Below are 21,768 nucleotides of genomic sequence, written 5' to 3' on the forward strand. Positions count from 1 at the left end.
TAGTCACTTCCCCGAAGACAATCTGGTATACATTGCGCGTACCGATCTGTCTGTTGATGTCTTATTAGCGCCATAGCCAGGGTGAGTACTGAGGTTAACTGTTCTCACGGTCTCGTCTGAAGTCTTGCCAGCCTTTATGCATTGCCGCACTTGTTTGAGCATGTCGGCCAGGTAGTTCCGTTGCAGGATTAGCGTGGTTGATGTGGCCAGCTCTCCATGTCCTGGCACAATTGTTCTCACCTTCCAGCCAGCGAGCGTGTCAAGCACGTTCAGCCATTTGTCGTAGTCGGCATCCGGGTCTGCAACATTATTGCCCCAGGGGTTTCCGTTAACAAAAAGATCACCCGTAATCAGTATACTCTCATTAGGAAGAAGGGCAACTGCATCTCCCATTGTGTGGGCAGGCGCCATTCTGATAAACTCAACCCTGTGAGTTCCATCGTCAAAGACGAGCGTGCTATCAAAAGTCATAGTGGGAAATACTTGCGTATAGCCATCCAGTGGCTGACCGCTGTAGTTGTCATTCCACTCCTTTCGTCCCAGGGTCTTCATTTCGTTCGCCGCGTCCGTAGTGGAAACAATAGTTGCTCCTGCGGCAGCAAATATTCCATTGCCGAAGGTGTGGTCGTGGTGATAATGTGTATTCAATACGAACCGAACCGGCTTGGATGTGGTCTTGCGAATCTCCTGTAAAATCTCTTTCGCCGCCCACGGGTAATTTGCATCTACAACTACCACATAGTCCTTGAAGACTACCCACACACAATTGGCTGATCTGTGCTGCAGCTCATCACCGTAATAGTAGAACACGCCGGGTGCCAGTTCACGAACGGACGCAGTCTGGGCGTTTGACAAATACCCGACGAACAAAAGTATCAGTATAGAAATGGATTTCATTGGCACCTAAACTACTATAACGTTTAGTAGGTGCCTAGACTTCAGTAAAAAAGAAGGGGCCTTTCGGCCCCAACCCCTTATTAATCATTAACCACTAATGCATTCTAGATTTTCAACACCGTGAACTCAACGCGTCTGTTCACTGCTCGGCCTGTATCGGTGTCATTCGTTTCGATGGGCTTACCTTCTCCATAGCCATGTGCACCAAGGCGCGAGCTGTCAATACCCTGGCTGACGATGTAGTCTACAACAGATTGAGAACGTCCCTGAGAGAGGTTGATGTTGTAATCATCGGTTCCCTTGTTGTCGGTATGTCCGGCAATTTCAATTTCAATGTTCGGATTCACTTTCAGGAATTCGACCACCTTATTGAGTTCAGGAAACGACTCCTTCTTTAACGTGGTCTTGTCGAAGTCGAAGTAAATGTTCTTCAATCGAACTGTAGTACCGATCTCAACCGGTGCGAGGTACAGGTCACGTGAGAATGGTGACTGATCGTTGTCGGCAACTTCGATGCTGTCGGTACTGTTTAAGTAACCCTCAGCTGATGCCGTAATCACATACCATCCCTTCTTTGAAATCTCTTTTCCATACCGGCCACCATCAGCAACCATTTTCAACTGTGCCGATTTGTCCTCCTTCAACACAACTGAAAGCTTGGCCGTGATCAGCTGTTCCGTTTTCTTGTCGTACACATTGCCGACAAGCATAAGCTGCTTCGGAACAGGCTTTAACAGAACCTCAATATTTAAAGTAGTATCGTTGTTGAGTTCAGGAACAGTAAATGATTGCTCATAGGAAACGTAGCCTGGTGTGGCAGCCGTAACCTTATATGACTTCACTTCGGGCAGACGGGTCTCAAATTTACCTACAGTGCTAACCTTCATTTTCTGCGGCTCCTTTTCAAGAATCTTAACCTGTACGTCGGCCTGCAATGGCTGCATCGATCTCTCGTCCATTACGAAGCCAACGAGATTGATCTTGATTGTCTTAGGCACGAGCGCATAGAGGTCGAGTTGGCCACCATCCATTGCTTTGTTTGCACGGCTCGTAAAAATATTGCCCGCCTTATCAATGGTGAAGTAATAATCCAGCGCTGAAGTGTTGATGGGTTTGCCCATGTTGATCGGCTCCGACCAATTGTTCCAGGTGTCGTCCAGGCGCGTCGTACGGTAGATATCTACTGTACCCTGTCTGCCAGGTGCGTTTCTCGCACTGGCGAAGTAAAGTGTCTTTTGATCGGGACCTATGAAGGGACCTACATCGTCTGTGCTCGTGCTGAGGGAAAGTTTTACAGGCTTTGAATATGAACCATCAGGTTGCTGGTGGCTGATATACAAGTCACTGTTAGGACTATTTGGCTGTTCGCCAAAATACATCACAATATGTTTCAGGTCAGCTGATATGGACGCACCATAGAATCTGCCTTTGTTCATCTCCTTGAAATCCTTCACGTCGAGTTCCTTCAGTGAGCCGCCGGTCACGATAGAGAATCCCTTCTCTCCTTTTGAACGACCTCCCTTTATGAAGAGGCTGCCGTCCTCTAATACAGTGAACATCTGATTAGACCTGTGAATGTTAAACGGACTTCCCATGTGTTCAGCCTGCGACCATGCGCCGCTTTCGTCGCGCTTCGACATCCAGATATCCTGCGTATCCTCTTTACCCATCGTGTTGTCGGGGTGATTCTGAACGAAAAAATACAGCGCGTTGCCATCCGGTGAAATTACCGGCGCCGCTTCGTGTCTGAACGTATTCACCGTCTTGTCCATTTTAACAAGCTCGTAGCGCGGTGAAATCTGTTGTGCGGCTCCTGGAATTGTGAGCACGCAAATGAGGACAACCGTAGAGAAAAATTTCATAAACAGGGTTTTGGCAGAGTAAAAATAGCCCTGATAAATTGAATCATGACGCGCCTTGCCTGTGAACCGACGGTATGGCGGTCAGGAGGCATTAGCCCCCGATCTCCTGATTCAGAAAGTAGAATGAAATAATTGCAGGCGAATAAAGTGATGTTGCTTTATCCCGATATGGTCCTTAGTCTCAAATCCATGCAGCACTAGACACCCAGATCAGCCCCATCGGCAATGATAAGCAACAGCTCTTTCACTTCTTCGGCTTTCGCATGCTCTCCCATTTTGTCAAAGGACATGATCAGATTGCGAAACACTCTACGAACAATTTCAAGATTTGAGCACGGCTCAAAGAATGAAGGCTGATGAGTGAGGTGCAGTTCATTGATATAGTTCTCAATATCCTGCCGTGAGAAAATCAATCCCTTGTTAAATACATTGATGTAGAACTGCGAGTGCTTTACATCCTTATATGTAAGTACAAAAAGATTGGGAAGATTTACGCCTGCTACAGGAAGCTTCAGCTTTTGAGCAACCAACATGTAGATGATGCACAATGTGATTGGATTGCCACGTTTGGTCTCCAGCACCACATTGATCATTGAGTTGCCCGGTGAATGGAAGTTCTTCGTGTTAGCGCCGAACTTCAGCTTATTAAAAAGAACGCTGTTGATTACCTTGATTTGATCGAACGGATACAGGTCCGGCTTAAATTCAAGCCACGTCTCATAATAGATTTGCTCAAGGTCCTGCTTGAGTTTGAGTAATTCAATATCAGGATACTGATATGTTGCAACAAGCCACATGCCGGTGAGCAGGTCCTGGTCGTCGCTTGCATACCACTGTTGTATGCGCTCTTTCAGCAACTCATACTGAAGCGTATGAATGATTTCCTCGATGCGACGTTGTACCGTAGGATTAAAATTGCTTTCCCATTCTTCCTCAAGGAACGGAATGATCGTAGTTCCCAGCGACAGAATTTTCTGTTCAACATGAGTAACGATCTGCGCATCTTCGTCATCCAGTAAGGATACAAGTGCTTTAAGTTCTGTGTCCTTCATCTCCATATCAGGCAACTTCAGTAAAATATTTGACAAGACGAACTTTCGCAGCCTTGAATTTCAGGTTTGAATTACGCCGACGTTGAATTTTTCTACCTGGCCGTGGTTAGCAGCCTCAATTCCCATTGCAATTATACTACGTGTTTCTGCGGGATCAATGATGCCATCAACCCAAAGCCGGGCGGCCGCATAGTACGGCGAAAGCTGATCATTATATCGGTCCGTAATCTCGCTAAGAAGTTTTTCTTCTTCTTCTTTAGTTATCTGTTTTCCCTGTGCCTTCAGTGCACTGATACGGATCTGCAGTAAAGTCTTTGCAGCCGCGGCTCCGCTCATCACAGCAATTTGTGCAGTCGGCCACGCATAAATTAAACGGGGATCATATGCCTTTCCGCACATAGCATAGTTCCCTGCTCCATAGGAGTTTCCGACGATGATGGTAAACTTGGGGACGGTTGAATTGGCCATCGCGTTAACCATCTTCGCTCCGTCTTTGATTATGCCACCGTGTTCGGCTTTGCTTCCCACCATAAATCCACTCACGTCCTGAAGGAACAGAAGCGGTATCTTTCGCTGATTACAATTCATGATGAAGCGCGCCGCTTTATCTGCAGCATCTGAATAAATGACGCCGCCCATTTGCATCTCACCCTTCTTTGTCTTTACCACTTTGCGCTGATTGGCGACGATACCTATCGACCATCCTTCGATGCGCGCGGTGCCGCAGATGAGTGTCTTTCCGTAAGATGATTTGTACTCCTGAAATTCCGAACCATCGATCAGGCCGTCGATAATCTCCTGCATATCGTACGGTTTCGTACGGTCTGATGGAAGCGCGGCATATACATCTTTAATTTTTTTAGCAGGGGACTTTGCATCAACACGGTTAAACCCAGCCAATGTTGGTTGACCAAACTTTGCGAACAGGTCACGGATGTAGTCGAGACAGGCCTGATCGTTAGGAAACTTGTTATCAGTAACGCCCGATATCTCACAATGCGTCGTTGCACCTCCGAGTGTTTCGTTATCGATCTCTTCTCCGATGGCCGCCTTTACGAGGTAAGAACCGGCCAGAAAAATAGATCCTGTCTTGTCTACGATCATGGCTTCGTCAGACATGATGGGCAAATAAGCGCCTCCGGCAACACAGCTTCCCATGATGGCAGCTATCTGAATAATTCCCATGGCAGACATCTGTGCGTTGTTTCTGAACTGACGCCCGAAATGCTCCTTGTCGGGAAAGATCTCGTCCTGCATAGGGAGGAACACGCCTGCGCTGTCGACGAGGTAAACAATAGGAAGCCTGTTCTCCATGGCAATTTCCTGAGCACGAAGATTTTTCTTAGCGGTGATGGGAAACCATGCTCCGGCCTTAACGGTGGCATCGTTGGCTACGACAACGCACTGCCTACCCGCAACGAACCCGATCACGACAACAACTCCTCCTGAAGGGCAACCACCCTGTTCAGCGTACATCCCATCGCCCGCAAACAAGCCAACTTCTATTGAAGGAGATTTCTTATCCAGAAGGTACGTGATGCGCTCTCTTGCGGTGAGCTTTCCCTTTTGGTGTTGCTCATCTGTTTTCTTAGGGCCGCCACCCTCCATTACTTTAGACGCTTTCGAATGCAAGGTTTTGAGAAGAAGCACAAGCTGCTCGCCGTTGCCGTCAGATTTGGAATTCGCCATATCTCCGAACTTTATTGTGGCTAAAGATTGGAATTATGATGCATTGCTGCAAACGAATGCAACTTCAACGTGTGGGTGGAGACGCAAGGCATTGCGTGATGGGAGATGCAAGGCATTGCGTGATGGTGCAGGCGCAAGGCATTGCGTGTGAGAGACGCAAGGCATTGCGTGGGAGAGACGCAAGGCATTGCGTCTCTACAGTCGTATCGTTATTGGGTCTTCTTCTTATCTTCCGCTTCCTTTTTCAGGTCGCGATCGATCTTCTTCTTGCTTTTGCCCAACGGCGCCAGGAAGTGCTTGGGGTTCTTGTTAAAATGGATTGCCAGCGAGTCGACCGAATACAAAAGTTTGTTAAGGTTAACGTATAGCGAATCCTCGGTGAGCAACTTACTTGCTGTGTTGTCTCCGCTGCTCAGCTGGGACAACGTTTGGTTTATACGCGCGAGACTCTGCTGTGCTTTATTGAGTGTGTTGTTGAGTTGCATGAGCTTCAGCGAATCGGACAGCGTCTTGAAGTTGGCGAGCGTAGGCTTCAATTCCGTGAGTGTACCATTGAGGTTACCTGCGACAGATTTAAAAGTGATTCCAAGTTCATCGATGTTTGAATTGGCCGTGCTCAGTGTACGATTCAAGAGAGCAGGCGTTGTCTGGAGGCGAAGGAAAATCGTGTCCATTCGTTTCGTATTCGCCGCCAGCGATTCGAGAACCGTATTAAGATTCTTCAAAACCATCTGCATATTGTTCGCCACGGGCTCGGCAAAATCAAGCATACCTTTCGCCATGTCGGTATGAATGGTGTCATTCGATTCAAGTACGTGCCCCGGAGAGACCTTAAGTGTTATGAAGCGCGAGCCCAGAAGTTCGCCATCGAGAACGGCAACCGTTGAGTCAGTAACCTTTATGTTAGAATCAATGTCGAGCTCAACAATAACACGGTTTTTGGACTGCTGAATGGTGATATCGCTGACGCGACCTACGGCAAGTCCATTGAGAAACACCTGATTTGATTCGGTGAGTTTGTTAATGTCTTCGTAAACGGCGTAGTACTTATTGGACGTGCTGAAAAAGTCTATCCCCTTGAGAAAATTGAAACCGAAATAAAGCAACGTGATCGCCACGACCATGAAAAGGCCGACCTTAAATTCCTTCGATAATTTCATCTAGTCGTATTCTTTTCGGTCATATTCCTTTATGTGCCTCAATTTATGGATTCTACGTCACTTTTATAGTCTTTGAACGCCCGGTAAATGCCCGAAGCGATAAGTTCTTGTCCCTCATCGCCCGCCAGGAATTTTTCCTCGGGGCTATTGGTAAGGAATCCCGTTTCAATTAGCACGCTGGGCATAGTCGTGCGCCACAATACCACGAAGCCCGCTTGCTTCACTCCTCTGCTCTGCCGGCCCACACGATCCTTGAACTGCGATTCAACTTTCGAAGCGAACTTCAGACTGCTTTCCTGGTACGTACTCTGCGTAAGCGTAAAGAGTATGTACGATTCGGGACTGTTATCGAAGCCCTCGTAGCGTTCCTGATAATTCTCGTCCATTAGAATTACAGAATTCTCGCGTTGCGCGATAGCAAGGTTGCCTTCGTCTTTGTGAAGCCCCATTACAAAAGTCTCTGTACCAAACGCCTTCGTATTCGGGTTGGCATTCGCGTGAATACAGATAAAAAGGTCCGCCTTATTTTTGTTCGCGATGGCGGCGCGTTCATCGAGAGCGATGTATGTATCGTCCTTCCGCGTATAGATCACTTTTACGCCGGGCACGTTCTTTTCTATGTAACTCCCTACTTTGAGGGCGATCTTTAGGGCAAGATCCTTTTCTTTAAGGACTTTTCCATGGGTGCCATTGTCGTGTCCCCCATGACCGGCGTCTATCACTATAACGTCGACCTTTGAGTCCGCCGGAGGCACGCTGCCCGTAGACTTATTTAGCCTGTAATCGATGACTCTGAAGCTGCTTGAAGAGTTTAGCAAGGTTATTGCTACCAGCAGCGCTGTTAATCCTATATTCCTCACGGCCCTTACGATGTTCAGAGTATTTGCAATACCTTTATGCAAAATTGTGAATTTTTCACTAAAAGGTAAAGGACCGGACGACAACTTCCTCCCTGTGCAGCGCGCTGTTATCTTCATTTTTTTCGTTGTTTGTGCGCATAGTACGTTGGCGCAACTGGAGCCAAGGGTTAAAACACCGCCCGGGCTATTGCCTGTTAAGGCCGATACCACCAGGACACCCTCCGCTCCCCGCGACTCCCTTTTAATAGCCTCCGATACTCTTAAAAACCCCCATGATTCTGTTAGCGTTCAACGCCGGGGTGACATCGAGACAACAATCAATTATTCAGCCAGAGATTCGATCCGCGCCAGCATAGACGGCAAGCTGGTTTGGCTATATGGCGACGCCAAAATCGTTTACGGCGAAATTGAACTCGAAGCCGAAGAAATCATGATCGATTATGCGAATAGTACTCTTTCGGCGCACGGCCTCCGCGATTCCCTGGGCCAACGGGTAGGGTATCCGGTCTTTAAGAACGGGGCAGAACTATACGAAACCAAAGACATCATCTATAACTTCAAAACCAAGCGGGCCCGGATAACCGAAGTAGTAACTACCCAGGGAGATTCGTATCTGCATGGTGATATTGTATATAAGAATGAAAAGGGCGAGCTGCTGAGCATTCGGAACAGCTACACCACCTGTAATCTTGAGCATCCGCACTACGAGATCAAGGCAACGAAAACCAAAGCGATACCGAATGATAAGATCGTCGCGGGACCGTTCTACGTTCAGTTCAATGACATTCCTCTTCCAATAGGGTTTCTCTTTGGAATGTTCCCATCACCTCAACGCAGTGCATCAGGCATTATTGTCCCTCAGTATGGTGAGGAGCGCCGACGTGGGTTCAACCTGCGTAACGGTGGCTACTTCTTTGACATCAGCGACTACTGGAAGCTAGCGCTGACCGGCGACGTGTACTCCAAGGGTGGTCACGCTCTGTATGCCAATTCAAACTACATGAAGCGTTACAAGTACACGGGCACCGTAAACTTTGGCTATTCGAAAAACCCCGATGGTGACGACAAGATTGAAACCAAAAATTTTACGGAAGACTTTCGTATCACATGGACGCATTCGCCCCAGTCGAAGGGTACAGGAAGATTCTCTGCTTCAGTGAATGCAGCAACCTCCACCTACAATCAAAACAATTATCTGGGATACGGTACGCAGGGAGGCACGTACAACAACCCCAATCTGAATAATATCACTTCGAAGCTGAGTTCCAATATTTCCTACAGCAAGCGGTTTGGGTCAAGTCCTTTTTCGATGGGTATAAACCTCAGTCATAACCAGGATCTTCAAACGAAAGTGGTCGACCTGTTGCTGCCTAACCTCAGTCTCAACATGACAAACATCTATCCATTCCAGCGGAAGGATGGACGAACAGGACCACTTGACAACTTCTCCGTTGCCTACTCGATGGCGGCAATGAACAGGGTTACGAATAACCTGGGACGTATTCCGCCGGAGGCAACGAAGGATAGTATTGCGGCATTCTCGATGTCCAATTTTTCAAAGTTCTTTGCCGATGGCCGTAAAGGGATGCGCCATCAGATTCCTGCGTCGTTCTCATTTAAGGCGCTGCGTTTCTTTACCATATCGCCTTCGTTTAACTATGAAGAGAAATGGTATGGCGAGCAAATCGAGTGGGGCTATAAAGATCCTACCGGCGATCCGGCAGATTCGACGGTCATAAAGAAGAGTATAGACTACGGTTTTCATCGCGTTGCGAACTATTCAGTGAGTGTCGGTCTTCAGACGCGTATTTATGGAATGTACACGATGAAAAACAAAGCCAGCAATATCAAAGCGATCAGGCACGTCATAAATCCATCAATATCCTTCGGAATGACACCTGACTACCGCAAGAACAGCGGTTACTTCACGTCACTCGATAAATACGTTTGGGATCAAGACCAAAAAAAGGTGATTACAACACCTGTATACTATGACCGCTACCAGGGCTCGGTGTATGGTGGATCCACGCTGGGAAGGAGCGGCTCTATAGGATTTGGCATCGGTAACAACCTTGAAATGAAAGTGCAGAAACCAGCGGATTCAGTTGCACGCAAAGTCATGTTGCTGAACAACCTTTCCCTCAACAGCAGCTACAACCTCATGGCAGACTCGTTTAAGCTTGCCGCGATTTCAATTTCGGCGAATACCAACATCCTGAATAACCTCATCAACATGAACGTGAGTGCGAGCCTGGATCCTTATCAGATTACGGTTAATGACGAGACTGGTCGCGAGACGCGCGTAGACAATATTGTTTGGAAAACCGGTAAGGTGGGCCGGATTACAACTGCCACTGTTGCCCTCAGCACAAACCTTAACCCCAAAGCCCGAAGCAAGGAAACATCCAGTCGCGAAAAGATCAGCAAGTCAGACTTACCCGAGCAGGAAAAGGAATTCCTGCTGGCCAACCCCGATGCCTACGTCGATTTTGAAATCCCCTGGAGCATGAACATCAACTACAACCTTTCGTATGGCCATGCGCTCAACGCTGCTCCTTCGGTAACTCAAACGATCAACGTGCAGGGCGATGTGTCTTTGTCGGCGGCCTGGAAAGTCACCTATAGTACGGGCTTTCATATTGAGGCGAAGGAGTTCACGCAAACGAACTTTGGTGTCGCGCGCGATCTTCATTGCTGGACGCTCCGGCTCAACTGGACTCCGTTCGGCCGGTTCCAGCAATACAACTTCACCATCGCGGTTAAGTCATCTGTCCTGTCTGACTTAAAACTGGAACGTCGTAAGCCGTTCTTCGATAACCTGTAAAGCTATAGCCGGACTAATTCCTGAACATGTAAAGTCCCAACCGGAGTGACCCAGATTGTATAGGTCTTTCCGGACCGGACATTATCAACTAAATGACTGGGGAAGTCTGGTGATGGTGTGGGAAAGACTGTAACGGGTGCGACAAAGAGCGTTGGTAGAGCGACAAAGAGCGTTAGTAGAGTGGCAGAAGAGCGTTGAGAGAGCGGCAAAAGTGCGGAAGGGGAGCGTTACAAGAGCGTTGGGAGAGCGTAAAAAGTCTTACCTCTGGTAAGTCTCTGGTAAGTCTCAGGTAAGTCTTTGATGATTAACCTAATCCCAGACTGTAAGGTTGTCCCGGACCGTACAAAAGTCCGATGAAGTCTGGACGAGTCCGATGAAACTCCGATGGTAGTCCGATGAAAGTCCGATGCGACTCCGATGAAAGTCCGATGGAAGTCCGATGACACTCCGATTCAAGGCCGATGAAGGACTTACAAATCCTCCCTGCGTCGCAATGCTATTCAGCTGTTTCGTGTAGTCCTTACACTTTAAAAATGGCCGTGCCTTCAGGCCTTAAGCCAGCCTTCCACTTCCTCCATGGTCGGATTAGCAACCTCCAGCTTCATCTTCTTTCGCAGACCACACACATCATTGAACAGCTTTGATGCCTTCATCGACTTAAGTTGTTCGATCGAATTAATGCCCATCTTCTGAAGGACAGGAATCAATTCCTTGCGAACACCAATCGATTCGAAGTTCGTATCGGAGGCTTGTGATTGAGGCGTCTCAGGCTTCATCTGCGGGAAGAACAACACATCCTGAATAGAAGGTGAGTTCGTCATGATCATCGAGAGTCTGTCGATGCCGATACCCAGCCCGGCCGTTGGCGGCATGCCGAATTCCAGCGCCCGAAGGAAATCTTCATCGAGTGTCATCGCTTCCTCGTCGCCGCGCTTGCCCAGTTCGAGCTGCTCTTCAAAGCGTTCGCGCTGGTCGATAGGATCGTTGAGCTCACTGAATGAATTGGCAATTTCTTTACTGTTGCAGATCGCCTCGAAGCGCTCAACAAGACCAGGCTTGGAGCGGTGCTTCTTTGCCAGCGGTGACATCTCTATTGGGTAGTCTGTGATGAATGTCGGCTGGATCAGCAACGGCTCGCATTTCTCACCGAATATCTGATCGATGAGTTTACCCTTGCCCATCGTATCATCCATGGGCACGCCAAGCTGGCGGCAGGTATCGCGAAGCTGAACCTCATCCATTTCCGAAATATCAACACCTGTAAAATGCTGAATTGCCTCAAACATGGTGTAGCGTTTCCATGGCCGTTTGAAGTCGATAAGTTTATCACCCACCTGAACTTCAGTCTTGCCGTGAAGATCGATAGCAACTTTCTCGATCATCTCCTCTACCAGTTCCATCATCCAGTAGTAGTCTTTATAGGCTACATATAATTCTATTTGCGTGAACTCAGGATTATGAAACCTCGACATACCCTCATTGCGGAAGTCCTTTGAAAATTCATAGACTCCGTTGAATCCGCCGACGATCAGGCGTTTCAGATATAACTCATTCGCTATACGCATGTACAGCGTCATGTCCAGTGTATTGTGGTGCGTCTTGAAAGGACGGGCGGCCGCGCCACCATACAACGGTTGGAGTATGGGCGTTTCAACTTCCAGGTAGGCTTTGGCGTTAAGATACTGGCGCATCGAATTAACCAGCTGCGTACGCTTGATAAAAGTTTCACGTACATGCGGGTTCACGATCAGGTCGACGTAGCGCATCCTGTACCGCTGCTCAGGGTCCGTGAATGCGTCGTGCCTGGTAACTTCGCCTGTCGTTTCATCCTTTGTCGTCTTCACCACGGGAATCGGCCGCAATGCTTTAGACAACACTGTGAGCGAAGTGACGTGGATGGAAATCTCTCCTGTCTGAGTGGTGAACCCATACCCTTTAACGCCAATGATGTCGCCAATATCAAGGAGCTTTTTGAAAACAGTATTGTACATCGTTTTGTCTTCACCCGGGCACAAATCGTCCCGTCGGATGTACAATTGGATGCGCCCGGTTTCATCCTGCAGCTCGGCAAATGCAGCGTTGCCCATGGGGCGGAGGTTCATGATCCGGCCGGCAATTGAAATCTGGCGGTAGTCGCTCTTCTGGCGCTCGTAGTTCGTCAATATTTCCTGGGCCGAGGCGTTGACCTCAAATAATTCTGCCGGATAGGGATTGATGCCGAGTTTACGAAATTCCTCAAGGCTCTTACGGCGAAAGATCTCTTGCTCGCTTAAATGCTGCATGCTCTCAAATTTGGGGCAAAAATAAGGGAATTCGCATACACGCAGCCGACGTGCCTCAATTTCCTCAGAGTATTAATGACCGCGAAGGTCATTTCGCATCAAATCCTTTTGGAAAGGGACTTATGGAGGTGGCAAGAAACTAAGCGTCGCCGGCCGCCTTCCGGCGCTTTAATTCCTTACGGATCAGCATGAGCTCGCGGCTGCTTTGTCCAGCCACAGATGTGTTTTCGGCCGCCCTTCTGAGGAGGTAAGGCATAACCGAGCGCACCGGGCCATAGGGCATGTACTTGGCAACGTTGTAGCCCCTGTCGGCCAGCACAAAAGAAATATTATCGCTCATACCATACAGCTGCGCAAACCAGATCCGCTTGTACCCGGGATCAAGTTTCGACTGGTTCATGAGTTGAGTGAGATAGTGGTTGCTGTACTCGTTATGGGAACCGCACATCAGGGCGATCACGTCGTGGTGGCGGACGCAGAACTCCAACCCGGTATTAAATGCCGCATCGGTAGCCGCCTTGTCAACGTGAATCGGACTGGGATAGCCCATTGATTCTGCACGTGCGCGTTCCTTCTCCATGTAAGCGCCCCGTACCAGCTTGGCCCCAAGGTGGTAATTACCGGCCGCGGCGGCGTGGGCCTTTTTGAGATTATCGACTCCGTCGGCGCGGTACAACTGGTAAGTGTTGAAAACGATGGCCTTTGTCCGGTTGAATCGGGCCATCATGTCGTAAGCCAGCTGATCAATCGGGGTCTGAATCCAGGTTTCTTCGGCATCCACCAACACCGGAACGCCCAGGTCGTGTGCTTTACTGCAAATGGCGAGCACGCGTTCCTTTGTTCGCTCGAAAGAGGCATGCTCATCGCCGGAAAGAGATTGCCCATCGTTGAGCTTCCCCAGGATATCACTGGAGCCGAGCCCGGTCGTTTTAAAGACCGAGAACGGAATGTTTTTAGATGAAGAGGCCTTTACTATGGTTCGGATGATCTCGTCTCTGACGCGATCAAAATCGGCGTCGGAGTCCTCGCCTTCTACGGAATAGTCAAGGATGGTGTTCACTCCGTACTTTCCCAGGTGCGCAACGGATCTGTCGGTACGCTCTATGCTTTCCCCTCCACAGAAGAGGTCAAAAACAGTGCCCCTGATGATCGGTTCCACCGGCAGACGCATCGAAAGGGCCAGCTTAACGGCCCCGGTCGCGAGAGCCGACATCCAGGGATGATTAACTACGGAAAAAATGAAGTTGGCTTTCCTGATCGCCGCATTAGACTTATACCGGAATGCAATTTCCGTGTCCTCAAAACTACCTGCCGCTTCTTTTGTCATATCGATAACGGCCGCAAATATAAAGCTCATCGCCATAACCTTTCGTTCTCAAAATTTGCTTTTCCGTCGTTTTAATTACTTTCGGCCAAAATCGTCCCATGACCATACCTGACAATGTGCAGTTCACGGCTGACCCTGCTGAATCCCTGCGAGCCTTCTTTTTGTCGAAAAATTACAGCCAGATTGTTGTACTAACAGATGAAAATACCCGGCGCCATTGCTATCCTTTGATATCAGCGGCGACTCCCGTTTCTCTGATCATTGAAGTCAAAAGCGGAGAGGCGCAAAAGACCCTTGAAACTTGCATCCACATCTGGCAACAGCTAACAGACAGTTTGGTTGACAGGCACGGGTGCCTGGTGGTTTTAGGGGGCGGAGTTTTGGGCGACATGGGCGGGTTTTGCGCTGCTACCTATAAGCGGGGAATTGATTTTGTGCTGGTGCCAACTACGCTACTGTCGCAATGCGATGCGAGTATCGGCGGCAAGCTCGGAGTCGATTTCAATCACTTTAAGAATCACATTGGTGTCTTTTGCTTTCCAACCCTTACGCTACTGTACAGTGGCTTTTTGAAGACCCTTCCGCAGCACGAACTGCGCTCAGGGTTTGCCGAGATCATCAAGCATACTTTGATCAGCGATCGGTCGATGTGGAACCAGCTTTCATCAAAGACAATGGAATCGCAGCCATGGGATATTCTTGTCAGGCATTCCGTTGAGTTCAAGGCAAAGGTGACTGCTGAGGATCCTAAGGAGAAGGGATTGCGGAAGATTCTCAATGCCGGTCATACCATTGGTCATGCGCTGGAGACACACCTGCTTAACCGAGGCGAACAGGTCACGCACGGCGAGGCCGTTGCTGCAGGATTGATTGCAGAAGGATATATCGCAAACATTCGTGGACTACTTTCAAAAGAACAGCTTGATGAGATTAGCAGATATATCAGGTCCGTTTATCCGCGAATTGAAATTGACAGGAGAGCTGAAGAGGAAGTTTGCCAGTTGATTTTACAGGACAAAAAAAACAGAGGCAATAAGATACTGTGTGTCCTGCTTAACGGCATCGGACACGCCCTGTGGGATTACGAGATTAACGTTGACGAAGTAAAAAATGCATTGACGTTCTATCAAACGCTGTAAGATCAGGCATTAAACGTAAAACGCCTCATCTTCCTGAACAACTGCGCGGTCGACCTTCAACACGTCTTTGAGGTTCTCGGCTTTTTTCACAACGAACTCTCTGGTCTTAACTCTCCGGCCACCGGTCAATAACCAGGCAGCCAACAGCGCACTTGAAGCAATCCCTACTGTAAGAACTAGTTTTCCTCCTGTACTCATACTCATATATTAACATTAACCCGGCAAATGGCTCAAATGTTGCATCTCATTCAAAAAAATCTCACACAAAACGTATTTTGCACCCCTTAATTCAAAGGGATAATTGAACTCTATCATCCGACTCAAACGAACGACTGTTCTTAACGGAACAGCATCACTATTGCCTGCATCCAAGAGCATCGCCAATCGTGCGTTGATCATAAATGCTCTCGCTGGAAATACAGCGACCTTGCACAACCTGTCAGACGCCAACGATACTCAGCTTATGCTGCGTCTCGTCGGATCGCCCGAAAAGACAATAGACGTTGAGGACGCCGGTACAACGATGCGGTTTCTTACCGCCTTCTTTGCAGTGACCGGCAAGAACAAAGTCCTTACCGGAACTGACCGTATGATGGAGCGTCCAATAGCCCTCCTCGTTGACGCGTTGCGCGAGCTTGGAGCAACAATCAACTACCTGGGCAAGGAGGGCTACCCTCCACATGAAACGCTGGGCTTTTCAAATCAGCGCATATCAACGATACGGATACGCGGCGACGTGAGCAGCCAGTACATATCTGCCCTCATGATGATCGGGCCTCTCCTTCCTCAGGGACTTACCCTGGAGCTTACAGGTCGCATCGGCAGCCGCCCTTACATTGACATGACCGGTGCCATCATGAAGCACTTCGGAGTTCAGTGCACGATGTCAGGAAACGTTGTTACGATTCCGCATCAGGCTTATAAGTCAGCCGACTTTACTGTTGAATCCGACTGGTCGGCGGCCAGCTACTGGTTCTCTTTTGCTTCCCTTGCAGAAAGAGCAACTATTCAGCTCCCCCGACTGTCGCTGGAATCTCTTCAGGGCGACAGTGCTGTCGTGAATATCATGAAATCGTTGGGGGTAACCGCTTCGATGAAAGATGGATTGCTGAATCTCACGAAGACTTCGGATCTGAGCGAATTGAAGTGGGATTTCACCCATTGCCCGGACCTTGCTCAAACAATCGCGGTTGTTTGCGCTGCCAGAGGAGTTAAGGGTCATTTTACAGGACTTGAGAGCCTTCGCATCAAAGAGACTGATAGAATTGCCGCGCTTCAGAATGAACTCCGTAAGATCAATGCAGACCTGGTTGAAAACAACAGTGAGAGCTGGACGCTGATACCATCTTCAAAGCTTCCGGCGACTGCTCGCTTTGCCACCTACAAAGATCACCGGATGGCCATGGCATTCGCACCTCTGGCTGCTATAATGGATGTGGATATTGAATCACCGGAAGTCGTTAGAAAGTCGTATCCCAACTTTTGGAACGACATCGCTTCTTTCGGCGTGCCTGTAGCGAGTGAGTGATTGGTTCAGAGAATTGCCTCGAACAATATTCGCATGACTTCCTGTTGTCTTACAGACGTCGATTAGAAACTGCTGTAATCAGAACTTCGCAAGAACCATCTGAGGAATCAGCTGGGGAAATATTGCTGTTCAGAAAAACATATCGAGTGATGATGCAGGGGGTGTTGAGAGGAAAAAAAAACGTACACAGCACACAAAGAAAAGACCCTCTCTGTAAAAACTTTGTGGCGTGTACGTTTAATCTTTCAAACCGCCATTGGCGGAAATGCCCGCCTGCTGCGAGCCATGTCTTTAAAAATCGTACAGGGCACATAGAGAAAAGACCCTCTCTGTAAAAACTCTATGACCCCGTACGAAACTCTTTATGCAACCGCTACATTCTGATGCAGCTGGTTGGGTATTCTGATGAAGAATGTTGTGCCTTTACCGACAACAGAATCCACCGTTATTGATCCATTCAAGCGCTGTATAGTGTCCCGAACGATGAACAGTCCGAGACCAGTCCCGTTGGCCTGATCAGTAGCCCTGAAGAACAAGTCAAAGATTCTATCCTGAAACTCTTCTTCGATTCCAATGCCATTGTCCGCAATACTAATCTCGCAAAATTCGGGAGTGATGCGCGTGGCAATTTTGATGAAAGGATTCTGCTTTTGCAAATCCTGATACTTGATAGCGTTCGAAAAAATGTTGTTGACAATTGTCTTTACCCGAATCGAATCTGAATACCAGGGCAGGCTTTCATCATGATTCACGAGAACATCAATGTTCGTTGTTGAAGCGACATTGATGAGTGACTCCTGAACCTGTTGCAGCATATCTCTGAAGTCGATGCGTTCGCGCTGGAGCGCGAGCTTTTCATTGCGAAAGAAATTATTCATTTCTTCAATGTAAGCATCGAGACCCTGGAGACTCTTCTTGATCAAACGAATATACTGATCCTTTTCTTCGTCACGCGCCCGTTCTGCAATCTGGATCAATCCCAGCGCAGAAGTAAGCGGTGCCTTGAGATCATGTGTCGTTTTATAGATCACCTGGTCCAAATGCTCATTGGACCTTTTCAATTCACGCTCTCTCAGTTTTTTATCGGTTATGTCGTGCAGCTTGAGAACAACTCCCTGAACACTATCCGAGTCAAGGAGGTTAGCTACGTGGACATCAAAATATCTTTTTTGTCCACCGACATATACCGAAAACTCATCTGAACAGGACGAGGTTACCTGCCTCAACAAGTCGCGCCAAGGGGCAATCTTGTCCTGCTCAATGTATTCGAATATATTCTTTCCAACCACTGACGGCGGGTCGAAACCAAACACCGTGCTCACAGATGATGAAATATACCGAATATTAAAATCGCTGTCCGTTACGATTATAATGTCTTCCGAATTCTCTACCAGTTCCCTAAACATCTCCTTCACAAATCTCGCGCTCTAATGCTACCGGTTGGGAGGGGTGGACGTCCCCGGAAACATGTGTTATTACTATATCAGGATGGCCATCGAGCTGAGCTGCGTCGAAACCTTAAGGTTCGAGCTGCTGACAGTTGCCTGATTCAATTCAAATTTCAATTTACCATCAACTACTTTAAAGTTGATGCAGCTACCCTTCTCACCAAGTCCGTTTCCGTCAGTAATAGTAAGGATAGATTTGCCATTCACGCTGGTCTTGATGTTTTCAAAGTCTTTGTTCTTTGATTTACCAACGTAAACCACCTGGCAACTATTGGCTTCATCAGCAGAAGAAAGTTTTTTGATCACATACTTCTTTGTGCCTTTAGGCTTGCCGTCGTACCATGCCTTAAGTGTATTGAATACTTGCTCGTCGCCGATTACACCGACAACGAATTCGCCACCGTCAGCTTCGTTAGGCCATTGTACATACTTGATAAAGTTGTAAAGCATCGCAGCGTGGATCTCATGCGTAGGGCGATCTTGCGCCATACCATTTATCGCGATTCCAAGGGCAAATGCAAGTAGTAAACATGTGCGTTTCATAGGTCAGAATTTATTGGGCTTTTTAGTATCGATTTATTTGTTTTTAGTTCATTTCTAATTGTCACTTTCGGTAACCGTCGTTCGTCGTCTGTTACTTCGTTCTAACGGAGACCGGTTGTAGTTTCAGTTTCCCGCCACGTCCCTTGTCGCTATCGGAACGTCCGGAAAATGTATAGGTAGTCGTACCGTTGTCTTCCGTGTTCTTAGTATTAGCAAATCGGCTGCCAGTCCAGCTTGCTGCAAATCTTCTGACTAATCCAATTATCATGTTCATAGTATTTCCAGTTTGCAGATACAAAAATAGGCCCCCCCACAACGGTGGAAGAGCCTATTAGGATCGCAAACTTAGCGATGTAAGGTTTTGAGTCAGGATTTACTTCAGATACCTGAAATCATGGCCGGATTTGAGCTGTAACAGGAATTCGTAGATCAAATTAATTACATTCTCCACGTCATCTTTGTGTACCATCTCAACAGTTGTATGCATATATTTTAAAGGAAGGGAGATCAGCGCCGATGCAACGCCTTCCGCAGAATAAGCAAAAGAATCTGTGTCCGTTCCGGTTGATCTGGAAACCGCCTGGCGCTGAAAAGGAATTTTCCTTTTTTGGGCCGTATCGAGTACCATTTTGAGAACGTTTGTTTGAACCGCTGGCCCATAACAAAGCACGGGACCGGCACCTGCTTTCAGGTTTCCGCTTTCCTTTTTATTATACATCGGTGACTGAGTATCGTGAGTAACGTCAGTACAAATGGCGACGTCAGGTTTGATCCTGCGCGATATCATCTCAGCCCCACGTAAACCGATTTCTTCCTGAACGGCATTAACGATGTACAGACCAAAGGGAAGTTTCTTCTTATTCTCTGACAGTCGTCGGGCAACTTCAGCGATCATATAGCCTCCCATCCTGTTATCCAGTGCTCTTCCTACAAGCCACCTCTTGTTCATCTCCATCAACTCATCTTCAAAGGTGATGACGCATCCGACGTGAACACCCATGGCTTCCACTTCTTTCTTGGATTCAGCACCAACGTCAATGAATATGTTCTTAAGTGACGGAGCTTCCTCACGCGCAGCATCCCGAACGTGAATAGCCGGCCAGCCAAACACTCCCTTCACAATTCCGTCTTCTGTATAGATGTTGACGCGTTTGGAAGGTGCAATCTGATGGTCCGAACCACCGTTTCGCCTCACATAGATGTAACCATCTTCGGTGATGTAATTCACAAACCAGGAGATTTCATCGGCGTGAGCTTCGATAACTACCTTATACTCCGCTTTCGGATTGACGACACCGACAACAGTCCCGTACGTATCAACAATGTGAGAATTAATATAAGGTTTGATGTAATCAAGCCATATCTGCTGGCCCGACGACTCAAAACCAGTAGGCGATGAGTTGTTTAAATACCTGAAGAGAAAATCCCTGCTTTTTTTATCCATGATAGAATTGATTTATGAGCGTGTTTAATGACTATCCTTTTCTATGATTTGAAACAATCTTTTACGGCCGTCGTAATTCTGCTTGCCGTAACCCCGGGTATCCGGTCAAGTTACAGGGGAATATTGCCGTGCTTCTTCTTTGGCTGCTTTGCCACTTTATTTTCCAGCATGGCAAATCCCCTTATAAGCTTTTCCCGTGTCTCATCCGGATAAATCACTTCGTCGATATATCCACGGTGCGCGGCGCGATATGGGTTAGCAAACTTATGCGTATAGCTGTCGACCATTTCTGCAAGCTTTGCTTCAGGATCGGCAGCTTCAGCAATTTCCTTTTTGAATATAATTTCAGCCGCACCTTTGGCGCCCATCACAGCAATTTCGGCTGTTGGCCAGGCGAAGTTCAGGTCAGCTCCGATATGTTTCGAGTTCATCACATCATAAGCACCGCCATATGCCTTTCTCGTGATAACCGTAATCCGTGGTACTGTTGCTTCTGAAAACGCGTACAACAACTTCGCTCCATTGGTAATGATTGCATTCCATTCCTGGTCAGTTCCCGGTAAGAATCCCGGGACGTCTTCCAATACCAGGAGCGGTATGTTGAAGCAATCGCAAAATCTTACGAACCGGGCACCCTTTACGCTTGAATGAATATCCAGCACGCCTGCGAGCGAAGCAGGCTGATTGCCAACAATACCAATGCTACGTCCGGCGATACGCGCAAAGCCCACGACAATGTTTTCCGCGAAGTTCTGATGTACCTCCATGAAAGAATCCTGATCCACGACAGCCTGGATGATCTCACGCATGTCATATGGCTGATTCGGATTTGCCGGGATGATGTCGTTCAGCAGCGGACGCTTTTCGTCGCCAGGCGTATAGGGAAGCCGTGGAGCGTCATCTTCGCAGTTTTGCGGCAGATAGCTTAACAGGCTTTTGATCTTCATAATGCATTCAGCCTCGTTGGCACAGGCAAAATGAGTTACGCCGCTTTTAGTGCTGTGGGTAATGGCGCCACCCAACTCCTCCGCAGTAACTGTTTCGTGCGTTACTGTTTTCACAACGTTCGGTCCGGTCACAAACATGAACGATGTGTTCTCCACCATAAATATGAAATCGGTAATAGCCGGAGAGTAAACTGCGCCGCCGGCACATGGACCCATAATAGCGGATAACTGAGGCACGACACCAGAAGCCAGAGTGTTGCGATAGAATATGTCCGCATAACCGCCCAGTGATACTACCCCTTCCTGAATACGTGCACCACCAGAGTCATTCAACCCTATGATTGGGGCACCATTCTGCATGGCGAGATCCATAACTTTTACGATCTTCTCGGCGTGGGTCTCTGAAAGAGATCCGCCGAAGACCGTAAAATCCTGAGAAAATACGTAGACCAGCCGGCCGTTGATTTTGCCATAGCCTGTTACGACGCCATCGCCCAGATAGTATTCCTTATCGAGCCCAAAGTCCTTGCTTCGGTGCATGACGAACTTACCCAACTCCTCGAATGTGCCTTCATCCACAAGTAGCTCTACCCGCTCCCGGGCAGTGAGCTTGCCCTTTGCATGCTGCTGGCTGATTCGTTTTTCTCCGCCTCCTAACAGCGACTCTTCGTTCTTGCGTTCCAGCTCATCAAATCGGGTTTGCAGCTGCTGGTCTTTGGTTATTCGTCTTGCCATTCGTGACGTGTGGTTTAGGCGTTAAATATAG

Annotated in this window: 17 protein-coding genes; 3 read left to right on the plus strand and 14 right to left on the minus strand. The window is 48.1% G+C overall.

Annotation, left to right across the window (positions count from 1 at the left end; all coding sequences use genetic code 11):
- Window positions 1-3 precede the first annotated feature (3 nt).
- The 6 genes from WBG78_RS11930 to WBG78_RS11955 form a co-directional block, all read right to left on the minus strand.
- A complete protein-coding gene (locus WBG78_RS11930; protein WP_337326657.1) occupies window positions 4-897 on the minus strand; it encodes an MBL fold metallo-hydrolase in 894 nt (297 codons plus the stop codon).
- Between the two features lie 104 nt (window positions 898-1,001).
- Window positions 1,002-2,759, minus strand: coding sequence for an OmpA family protein (locus WBG78_RS11935; RefSeq protein WP_337326658.1), 1,758 nt, complete (start codon window positions 2,757-2,759; stop codon window positions 1,002-1,004).
- 197 nt (window positions 2,760-2,956) lie between these two features.
- Window positions 2,957-3,811: a transglutaminase-like domain-containing protein gene (locus WBG78_RS11940; protein ID WP_337327154.1), complete on the minus strand. Its 855-nt coding sequence runs from the start codon at window positions 3,809-3,811 to the stop codon at window positions 2,957-2,959.
- A 60-nt stretch (window positions 3,812-3,871) separates the two neighbouring features.
- Window positions 3,872-5,500: an acyl-CoA carboxylase subunit beta gene (locus tag WBG78_RS11945; RefSeq protein WP_337326659.1), complete on the minus strand. Its 1,629-nt coding sequence runs from the start codon at window positions 5,498-5,500 to the stop codon at window positions 3,872-3,874.
- Window positions 5,501-5,709: 209 nt separating this feature from the next.
- Entirely contained in the window at window positions 5,710-6,660 is a 951-nt protein-coding gene (locus WBG78_RS11950) for an MlaD family protein (protein WP_337326660.1), read from the minus strand.
- A gap of 38 nt (window positions 6,661-6,698) precedes the next feature.
- Window positions 6,699-7,478, minus strand: a complete 780-nt coding sequence (locus WBG78_RS11955; protein ID WP_337326661.1) for an N-acetylmuramoyl-L-alanine amidase family protein — start codon at window positions 7,476-7,478, stop codon at window positions 6,699-6,701.
- On the opposite strand from WBG78_RS11955, the gene WBG78_RS11960 reads away from it, so the two are divergent.
- Entirely contained in the window at window positions 7,447-10,344 is a 2,898-nt protein-coding gene (locus WBG78_RS11960) for a putative LPS assembly protein LptD (RefSeq protein WP_337326662.1), read from the plus strand. The two genes, WBG78_RS11955 and WBG78_RS11960, sit on opposite strands and share 32 nt — an antisense overlap.
- Before the next feature lie 545 nt (window positions 10,345-10,889).
- Here the strand turns inward: WBG78_RS11960 and lysS are convergent.
- Complete coding sequence (gene lysS, locus WBG78_RS11965; RefSeq protein WP_337326663.1) at window positions 10,890-12,626, minus strand: lysine--tRNA ligase; 1,737 nt, start codon at window positions 12,624-12,626, stop codon at window positions 10,890-10,892.
- 139 nt (window positions 12,627-12,765) lie between these two features.
- A complete protein-coding gene (locus WBG78_RS11970; RefSeq protein ID WP_337326664.1) occupies window positions 12,766-13,983 on the minus strand; it encodes a proline dehydrogenase family protein in 1,218 nt (405 codons plus the stop codon).
- Between the two features lie 68 nt (window positions 13,984-14,051).
- Between WBG78_RS11970 and aroB the strand changes: the two genes are divergently transcribed.
- Window positions 14,052-15,092 carry a 3-dehydroquinate synthase gene (gene aroB, locus WBG78_RS11975; RefSeq protein ID WP_337326665.1) on the plus strand — a complete coding sequence of 347 codons (1,041 nt, stop codon included), beginning with the start codon at window positions 14,052-14,054 and terminating at the stop codon, window positions 15,090-15,092.
- 9 nt (window positions 15,093-15,101) lie between these two features.
- Here the strand turns inward: aroB and WBG78_RS11980 are convergent, their stop codons facing one another.
- Window positions 15,102-15,296 (minus strand): hypothetical protein, encoded by a 195-nt coding sequence (locus WBG78_RS11980; RefSeq protein ID WP_337326666.1) that lies wholly within the window; start codon window positions 15,294-15,296, stop codon window positions 15,102-15,104.
- Between the two features lie 97 nt (window positions 15,297-15,393).
- Between WBG78_RS11980 and WBG78_RS11985 the strand changes: the two genes are divergently transcribed.
- Window positions 15,394-16,620 (plus strand): 3-phosphoshikimate 1-carboxyvinyltransferase, encoded by a 1,227-nt coding sequence (locus tag WBG78_RS11985; protein ID WP_337326667.1) that lies wholly within the window; start codon window positions 15,394-15,396, stop codon window positions 16,618-16,620.
- A gap of 362 nt (window positions 16,621-16,982) precedes the next feature.
- Here the strand turns inward: WBG78_RS11985 and WBG78_RS11990 are convergent, their stop codons facing one another.
- The 5 genes from WBG78_RS11990 to WBG78_RS12010 form a co-directional block, all read right to left on the minus strand.
- Window positions 16,983-18,026, minus strand: a complete 1,044-nt coding sequence (locus tag WBG78_RS11990; RefSeq protein WP_337327155.1) for a PAS domain-containing sensor histidine kinase — start codon at window positions 18,024-18,026, stop codon at window positions 16,983-16,985.
- Window positions 18,027-18,098: 72 nt separating this feature from the next.
- Window positions 18,099-18,611: a YfiR family protein gene (locus WBG78_RS11995; RefSeq protein ID WP_337326668.1), complete on the minus strand. Its 513-nt coding sequence runs from the start codon at window positions 18,609-18,611 to the stop codon at window positions 18,099-18,101.
- A 91-nt stretch (window positions 18,612-18,702) separates the two neighbouring features.
- Window positions 18,703-18,885: a hypothetical protein gene (locus WBG78_RS12000; RefSeq protein WP_337326669.1), complete on the minus strand. Its 183-nt coding sequence runs from the start codon at window positions 18,883-18,885 to the stop codon at window positions 18,703-18,705.
- A 99-nt stretch (window positions 18,886-18,984) separates the two neighbouring features.
- Entirely contained in the window at window positions 18,985-20,055 is a 1,071-nt protein-coding gene (locus tag WBG78_RS12005) for a M42 family metallopeptidase (protein WP_337326670.1), read from the minus strand.
- Between the two features lie 110 nt (window positions 20,056-20,165).
- The gene (locus WBG78_RS12010; protein WP_337326671.1) at window positions 20,166-21,737 is read right to left on the minus strand and encodes an acyl-CoA carboxylase subunit beta; all 1,572 of its coding nucleotides are present in this window, start codon (window positions 21,735-21,737) and stop codon (window positions 20,166-20,168) included.
- Between the last annotated feature and the right edge of the window lie 31 nt (window positions 21,738-21,768).

Source organism: Chryseolinea sp. T2 (genome assembly GCF_037203685.1).
In the GTDB taxonomy this organism is placed as follows: Bacteria; Bacteroidota; Bacteroidia; order Cytophagales; family Cyclobacteriaceae; genus Chryseolinea.

Bases quoted from the DNA above. Each gene is read 5' to 3' on its own strand.
- WBG78_RS11930 (WP_337326657.1), bottom strand. From the start codon at position 897: ATGAAATCCATTTCTATACTGATACTTTTGTTCGTCGGGTATTTGTCA.
- WBG78_RS11935 (WP_337326658.1), bottom strand. From the start codon at position 2,759: ATGAAATTTTTCTCTACGGTTGTCCTCATTTGCGTGCTCACAATTCCA.
- WBG78_RS11940 (WP_337327154.1), bottom strand. From the start codon at position 3,811: ATGAAGGACACAGAACTTAAAGCACTTGTATCCTTACTGGATGACGAA.
- WBG78_RS11945 (WP_337326659.1), bottom strand. From the start codon at position 5,500: ATGGCGAATTCCAAATCTGACGGCAACGGCGAGCAGCTTGTGCTTCTT.
- WBG78_RS11950 (WP_337326660.1), bottom strand. From the start codon at position 6,660: ATGAAATTATCGAAGGAATTTAAGGTCGGCCTTTTCATGGTCGTGGCG.
- WBG78_RS11960 (WP_337326662.1), top strand. From the start codon at position 7,447: ATGACTCTGAAGCTGCTTGAAGAGTTTAGCAAGGTTATTGCTACCAGC.
- lysS (WP_337326663.1), bottom strand. From the start codon at position 12,626: ATGCAGCATTTAAGCGAGCAAGAGATCTTTCGCCGTAAGAGCCTTGAG.
- WBG78_RS11970 (WP_337326664.1), bottom strand. From the start codon at position 13,983: ATGAGCTTTATATTTGCGGCCGTTATCGATATGACAAAAGAAGCGGCA.
- aroB (WP_337326665.1), top strand. From the start codon at position 14,052: ATGACCATACCTGACAATGTGCAGTTCACGGCTGACCCTGCTGAATCC.
- WBG78_RS11980 (WP_337326666.1), bottom strand. From the start codon at position 15,296: ATGAGTATGAGTACAGGAGGAAAACTAGTTCTTACAGTAGGGATTGCT.
- WBG78_RS11990 (WP_337327155.1), bottom strand. From the start codon at position 18,026: ATGTTTAGGGAACTGGTAGAGAATTCGGAAGACATTATAATCGTAACG.
- WBG78_RS11995 (WP_337326668.1), bottom strand. From the start codon at position 18,611: ATGAAACGCACATGTTTACTACTTGCATTTGCCCTTGGAATCGCGATA.
- WBG78_RS12000 (WP_337326669.1), bottom strand. From the start codon at position 18,885: ATGAACATGATAATTGGATTAGTCAGAAGATTTGCAGCAAGCTGGACT.
- WBG78_RS12005 (WP_337326670.1), bottom strand. From the start codon at position 20,055: ATGGATAAAAAAAGCAGGGATTTTCTCTTCAGGTATTTAAACAACTCA.
- WBG78_RS12010 (WP_337326671.1), bottom strand. From the start codon at position 21,737: ATGGCAAGACGAATAACCAAAGACCAGCAGCTGCAAACCCGATTTGAT.